This is a genomic window from Micromonospora sp. M42, assembly GCF_000568915.1.
In the GTDB taxonomy this organism is placed as follows: domain Bacteria; phylum Actinomycetota; class Actinomycetes; order Mycobacteriales; family Micromonosporaceae; genus Micromonospora; species Micromonospora chalcea.
On record NZ_KK037233.1, the window covers coordinates 874,114 to 880,484 of the forward strand.

A 6,371-nucleotide genomic window follows, 5' to 3' on the forward strand; every position below is an offset into this window, starting at 1 on the left:
AGCAGCACCGGCGCGACGATCAGCGGTGAGCCGACGATCCGGGCGGTCCAGGACCAGCGCGGCGCGAGGATCATCAGCGCCCAGAACGGGGCGGCGAGCAGGAACGTCAGGTCGAACAGGATCCCGGTCATCCGACGAGCACCACCCCGGCGCGGCGGGCCCGGCGCGCCAGCACCAGCGCGGAGGCGGTTGCCGTGGCCGCCACCAGCACTCCCGCCGCGGCGAGCGTGAGCGCGTCCGGGGCGAGCAGCGGCTGCCCGCGCAGGGCCTGGGCGGTCACCAGCAGCGTGAGTCCCGCGTACGCGGCCCCGCCGACGAGCACCAGCCGGGCCCGGGTCAGCCCGTCCAGCCGCCGGCCGAGGAACCGGTCGAGCAGGATCGCCAGCAGCGGCAGCGCCTGCAGCGCGTGCATCCCGACGAAGTGCCCGACGCGCAGGTCGCCGCCGGTGGTGCTCCAGCCGAGCAGCGGCAGCCCGGGACCGCCGTCGGGCACCCCGACGCTGTGCGCGCCGCTGATCCCGGCCGGCGCTCCGGCGGGCTGCCGCATGACCATCGGGAACGCGACGACCATGCCGAGCAGGGACACGGCGAGGCCGAGCCGTACCGCGTATCCGCCGGCGCGGTCCGCGAGCGACCGGCGGGACAGCACGACCGCCAGCACGAGCTGGGCGGCGAACAGCACGGTGATCGCCGCGCCCATGACGCTGTACAGCATCGCGTCCAGTGTCGTGGCGCCGTTGAAGTGGCTCGCGGTGCCGCGCAGCACCTGGCCCACGATGATCGTCATCTCCAGCACCGCCATGGCCACGATGAGTGTGGCCGCCCGCTCGGCGGCCCGGCTGCGGCGCGGCAGCAGGGACAGCATCCAGGCCAGCGTGACGCCGTAGAGCACGAACGAGATCGCGAACTTCAGCGGCTTGGCCCAGATGGGCGCGCCGGTCAGCACGCGCGGGTCGGCAGCGACGCCGACCGCGGCGACGACGGTGAGCACCGCCATCGCGGACACGAGGAGCATCAGGGGGCGGTGCCATCCGGCCGCCCGGTTCCGCACGGTAGTCATGCCTGTAGATGCTGGTGGCCGACCGGGACCCGCGCGCCCGTCCGCAGGCCGCGTCCGTGACCCCGGGTCGGAGCGCGCCTCCTACCGGGGGAGGAGGCGGAGCGGTCAGTCCGGCAGCCGGGGCATCTCGACGCCCGGGTCGCGGCCGAGCAGCACCCCACGGGTCAGCGCCCGTGATCCGAAGCGGTCGCGTACCGCGTCGACGGCGGCGTCCAGCGCCGGACCCGGGTCGGCGGTGAACGGCAGGGCCAGCTGGGTGTGCCCGCCGCCGAGGTTTGCCACCGAGACGCCGAGCAGCGTGACGCCGCGCAGCGCGATCTGCGGCAGCGCGGCGCCCAGCAGGTCACGGGCGGCGTCGCGCAGCGGCGCGGTCTGCGCGGTCGGCTCGTCGAGCGTGTGCGACCGGGTGACCCGCGTGTAGTCGGCGAAACGCAGCCGCAGCGTCACCGTGCGGCCGGTGCGCCGGGCCGCGCGCATCCGCCCGGTCACCCGGTCGACCAGACCGGCCAGCACCGCGTCCAGCTCGGCGGGGGAGTGCGGGCCGCGCCCCAGCGCGTGCTGCGCGCCCATCGAGGAGCGGCGGCGGCCCACCTGCACCGCCCGGGGGTCGCGGTTGTGCGCCAAGGCGTGCAGGTGCCGGCCGGCGCCCGCGCCGAGCAGCGACACCAGCGCCGGCTCGTCCAGCCGTGCCACCTGCCCGACGGTACGGATGCCGCGTTCGCGCAGCCGGGCGGCGGTGACCGGGCCGACGCCCCACAGCCGCTCCACCGGCAGCGGGTGCAGGAACGCCAGTTCCCGCTCCGGCTCGACCACCAGCAGCCCGTCCGGCTTGGCCACGCCGCTGGCGACCTTCGCCAGGAACTTCGTCCGGGCCACGCCGACGGTTATCGGCAGGCCGACCTCGCGGCGTACCCGCTCCCGCAGCGTGGCCGCGACGGCGGCCGGCGTTCCGGCGAGCCGCCGCAGCCCGCCCACGTCGAGGAACGCCTCGTCGATGCTGAGCCCTTCGACCAGCGGGGTGGTGTCCCGGAAGATCTCGAACACCGCCCGGCTGGCGGCCGTGTACGCGGCCATCCGGGGCGGCACCACGATCGCGTCCGGGCAGAGTCGCCGCGCCTGCCGGCCGCCCATGGCGCTGCGCACGCCCCGGGCCTTGGCCTCGTAGCTGCACGCGAGCACCACGCCGCCGCCGACGATCAGCGGCCGGCCGCGCAGCCGGGGGTCGTCGCGCTGCTCGACCGAGGCGTAGAACGCGTCCAGGTCGGCGTGCAGGATGGTGGCCTCGCTCGACACCCCGCCATCCTCGCACACATGTTCGAACGGCGCGACCTAGCGCTGTAGCGGCCGGCGGATGGCTCCCGCCGGCCGGCCGCGTGCGCCTCACCGTCCGTAGACCTCGAACTCGTAGAGCGAGAAGCCGTACGAGGTCGCCCGCGTCACGCCGTACATCCGCACGTAACGGGCGCTGACCGGGGCGAACGTCACGTTGTCGACGCCGCCGTTGCCGGTGGTGGTGCTGAACACCGGCTGCCAGGAGTTGCCGTCAGCGGAGACCTCGATCCGGTAGCCGGTGGCGTACGCGGCCTCCCACCGCAGCACCGCCCGGCTGATCGTCCGGGCCGAGCCGAGGTCCACCCGCAGCCACTGGTTGTCGTTGTAGCTGCTGGCCCACCGGGTGCCGAGGCTGCCGTCGACCGCCTTGGCCGGGGTGTTGCTGGTCAGGAACTGCGTGCTGGACGCGGTGGCGGTACGGCCCTGCGCCAGGTTGGTCACCGTGTCGCCCCGGCGCGCCGGGAACGACACGACCTGCTGGTACGTGGGCCGGTTCTGCCAGCCGATCAACGGGTGGGTGATGCCGCCGAGCCCGGACTGGGCGATCGCGTCGGCGCACCACTGGTCCCCGGCACCGCAGGACGAGTCACCAGGGTAGACGGTGGCCGCCGGGGCGGCGGTGGCCTGGCCGAGCGTGTCCAGCAGCGCCTGCCGGCACGCGCCCAGGTTGCCGTTGCCGCAGTACGTGCGCCCGAGCCCGCCGGCCACCGGGTCGCCGAGCACCGCGCGCAGGTCCTTGTCGACGTAGCCCCACCAGCCGTACTGGAACGCCGAGCCCTTGTGCGCCTGGCCCTGCGACGCCCAGCTCACGCTGCCGTCGCGCGCCGCGTTCTGCCCGCCCGAGGGCGACTCGTTGACCTGCAGCGCGTCGACCAGCGCGCCGTACAGGTCGGGGCCGAGGCCGGGCCGGAACTGCGCCGCCGCCAGCAGCGGCCACCAGGCGTCGAAGATCCGGATGGCGTCGGCGTGCTGGTAGACCTTCGAGCCCGGTGACGTCTCCACCCGGCGGGACCCGGCCTGCTGCCAGGCCCGCAGCTTGGTCACCGCGGCGGCGAGCGCCGGGTCGGTGACCGGCGTGCTGTCCAGCACCCGCAGCAGTTCGCCGAGGACCTGCTGGCCACGCAGGTCGGTGACTCCCGCCTCGGCGGTGATCCGGACGACGTCGGCGCGGCTGAGCTTGCGCTGGGCGATGGCGGCCTTCACCGGGCCGTCGAGCAGTTGACCGCGGTGCACCGCGCCGTAGCTGAAGTTGCCGTCGGCCGCGCCGAAGTCCCGCGCCTGCTTGTTGTTCCAGCTGACGTAGTAGTCCTGGTTGACCGACTGCGGGTGGGCCGACGCCGGTGCGTAGGTGGCGTCGTTGGTGTCCGGGTTCCAGCCGACCCACTCGTACGCCGGCTCGGCCTTGGCCGGCAGGTTCGGGTCGAGCGTGGCCGGGCGGACCGGGTTCGCGCCGGAGTTGTAGTACGCCGCCTCGGTCGAGTTGACGTAGAACCAGTTGAACGCGTACCCGACGTTCGCGGCGGACGCCTGGAACGCCGCCGCGCTGCCCATCGCCGTCGGGTCGTTGAACGCCTGGAAGCCGATCGCCGAGTCGGCCTCGTGCCGGTAGGTGGAGCGCAGCTTCGTGAACGCGGTCGGCTGCCCGTTCACCATGCCCCGGTAGGCGACCAGCCCGTACTTGGTGCGCAGCGCGCGCAGCGTGTACGCGCCGGCCGGGGTGGAGTCGGCGAGCGTCGGCGACCACGAGTTGCGCTTCTCCAGCACCTCCATGGCCACGCACTGCCCGCGGTAGAGGTAGCGGTTGGAACGCAGCGTCGGCGCGGTGCCGTCGGTGGTGCACAGCGGCACCGCGTACGTGTCGGTCAGGTCCTGGGAGGCGGAGGTGGCGCTCCACGCGTAGTCCTGGCCGCGGCCGAGCAGCACGTAGAGGTTCAGCCCGGCGAACGCCGCGCCGCGCGCGCTGATCCCCGGCCCCTGCAGTTCCTGGAGCATGAGCAGCTGCGGGGCGAAGTAGCCGGTCTGCGGGCCGAACACGGCCACCGGGTTGCCGGTGGTGGTGTGCCGGCCGGAGACCACCACCGCGTTGGACATGCCGTGCGTGCGCAGGGTGGACAGGCCGCCGAGCAGGTCCTTGGTGGCGGCGCTGCTGCCGGTGCGGGCGGCGGCCCCGCCGGTGGCGTCGTACGCGAGCGGCTCGGCGACCACGGTGCCCGCGTCCGGCAGCACCGCGCTGGTGGCGCCGGGCGGTGTCGCGCCGTACGGGAAGCTCTGCCCGTCGTGCAGCGTCAGCACGGTCTCCGGGTCGTTCTGCGAGCGGAACGCCGCCCAGACCCGGTCGCCCTCGGTCGGGCCGTACTTGGCGCGGGCGGCCACCCGGACCAGCGCGGACCGGACCTCGCTGCCGCCGCCTCCGCCGAACAGCCCGCCGATGACGCCGGCGGTGGCGATCAGGTCGGTCATGGTGAAGTGCTTGGGCTTCCCGGCGCCGGTGAGCACGTACTCGCCGGGGTAGTTGTCGTCGGCGATCGACTTGTCGATGTAGGCGTTGATGCCGGCGATGTAGTCGGCCACGTCGGTGTAGAGCTGCTGGCCCCGGGTGCCCTTGAGGCGCAGCGCGTCCACCTGGGCCTGGAGGTCCGCCTCGGTGTAGGGCGAGTTGGCCCAGACGCTCTGCTCCAGCTCGCGGTTGCCGGGGGCGCCACCGGCGAACGAGCTGACGTTGCCGCGGCCGACGTGCCGCAGCAGGTCCATCACCCAGAGCCGGTCCTGGGCCCCGGCGTACCCGGCGCCGAACATGGTGCCGCCGCGGGTGGTGCCGGTGATGTGCGGGACGCCGGTGGCCTTGTCCCGCACGATGGTGACGTCCGAGCGTGGCGAGATCCTGCTCTCGACCTGGGCGTCGGGGACGCCGAACGAGGCGTCGTTGTAGAAGTGGGCGATCTGCTCGTCGGTCAGCCCGGCGTAGTTGTAGACCAGGTTGGCGTACTCGTCGAGCTGGTCGCTGGAGTGCGCGGGCCGGGTGCCGAGCGTCTGGTGGGCGAGGATCGCCACGAGCGTGGCGTTGCCGTTCTGCCCGGGCGGCAGGATGTCGGCGCACTGGCCGAGGCAGTAGTCGTCGGGGGTGAACGTGGTGGCGGCGAGCGCCGGTGACGGCGCGATGACCGTCAGGACGCTCGCGGTGAGGGCGGCGGTGGTGAGCGCCGCGAGGCGGGCACGGATGGCGGGTAATGGCATGGCGATCCTCCGGGGGACGCGGAGTAGGGCCGTTCGGTACGCCCGGCTGACGGCGTCTCGGCCTCCGCGCCCGGGCGTCCTGCCCGGAGGTGAGAATGACTCATATCTATCTGCGGGCAATGATCGGGGCACCACCGCCGTCCGGGATAGCCGTCGTTCACCAGTCGTCAATGCCGACGTTTCGCCGTGATCCCGGCCGTAACGACGCGGTGGGGGTGGCGCCGTTGCCACCCCCACCGCTCTCCCCGCCGGTGCGCCGTCAGTGCTTGTGGAACGACTGGCGCACCACACCCCCCACCAGCGCGCACCAGGTGGTGGTGCTGATCTTGCCGTTGGGCGGTAGTCCGTGCAGGCGCTGGAGGTCCTTCACCGCCGTGCGGGTGGCGTGGTCGTACTCGCCGGTCTCGATCACCTCGGCGTAGCCCTTGGCGGCGAGCATGAACTGCGCCGCGCCACCGGGACGCCGGTGGACTTCTGGTCCAGCTCCGGGGCGAGGGTCTCCCAGGTCGGCGCGGTCAGCGTGGCGTCGACGTCGACCGGGATGCCGTTGCGCGCCTGCCAGTCCTGCACGGCGGCGACGGTGGCCGCGTCGAACACCCCGGTGACCGGCACGGTGTAGCCGCGGAACGTCAGCAGGCGCTGGGGGACCTGGACCACCGGGCCGCCGACGAAGCGCCAGATGTCCGGCCAGCGGCGGGCCGGCACGTCGCCGAGCCTGGTGCCGAGCTGCTTGAACACCGCGCGG

Annotated in this window: 6 protein-coding genes; all 6 read right to left on the reverse strand. The window is 73.8% G+C overall.

Annotated elements, in window-relative coordinates; all coding sequences use genetic code 11:
• Positions 1 to 131, reverse strand: a 131-nt coding sequence (locus MCBG_RS31460; RefSeq protein WP_157560812.1) for an abscisic acid-deficient protein Aba4 family protein, incomplete at its 3' end; no start/stop codon positions are given.
• Positions 128 to 1,060, reverse strand: a complete 933-nt coding sequence (locus tag MCBG_RS03610; protein WP_043323861.1) for a hypothetical protein — start codon at positions 1,058 to 1,060, stop codon at positions 128 to 130. The genes MCBG_RS31460 and MCBG_RS03610, both read right to left, overlap by 4 nt.
• A 105-nt stretch (positions 1,061 to 1,165) precedes the next feature.
• Positions 1,166 to 2,353, reverse strand: a complete 1,188-nt coding sequence (gene dinB / locus MCBG_RS03615) for a DNA polymerase IV (RefSeq protein WP_043323863.1) — start codon at positions 2,351 to 2,353, stop codon at positions 1,166 to 1,168.
• An 87-nt stretch (positions 2,354 to 2,440) separates the two neighbouring features.
• Positions 2,441 to 5,626 carry a penicillin acylase family protein gene (locus MCBG_RS03620; protein WP_043323865.1) on the reverse strand — a complete coding sequence of 1,062 codons (3,186 nt, stop codon included), beginning with the start codon at positions 5,624 to 5,626 and terminating at the stop codon, positions 2,441 to 2,443.
• A gap of 259 nt (positions 5,627 to 5,885) precedes the next feature.
• The gene (locus MCBG_RS33590; RefSeq protein ID WP_223201044.1) at positions 5,886 to 6,065 is read right to left on the reverse strand and encodes a peptidoglycan-binding domain-containing protein; all 180 of its coding nucleotides are present in this window, start codon (positions 6,063 to 6,065) and stop codon (positions 5,886 to 5,888) included.
• A partial coding sequence (locus tag MCBG_RS33595) for a peptidoglycan-binding domain-containing protein (protein WP_223201045.1) occupies positions 6,035 to 6,371 on the reverse strand: 337 nt, incomplete at its 5' end. The genes MCBG_RS33590 and MCBG_RS33595, both read right to left, overlap by 31 nt.

Excerpts from the sequence above, each read along its gene's own strand:
- MCBG_RS33590 (WP_223201044.1), bottom strand. The coding sequence starts at position 6,065 with ATGCTCGCCGCCAAGGGCTACGCCGAGGTGATCGAGACCGGCGAGTAC.
- MCBG_RS03610 (WP_043323861.1), bottom strand. The coding sequence starts at position 1,060 with ATGACTACCGTGCGGAACCGGGCGGCCGGATGGCACCGCCCCCTGATG.
- MCBG_RS03620 (WP_043323865.1), bottom strand. The coding sequence starts at position 5,626 with ATGCCATTACCCGCCATCCGTGCCCGCCTCGCGGCGCTCACCACCGCC.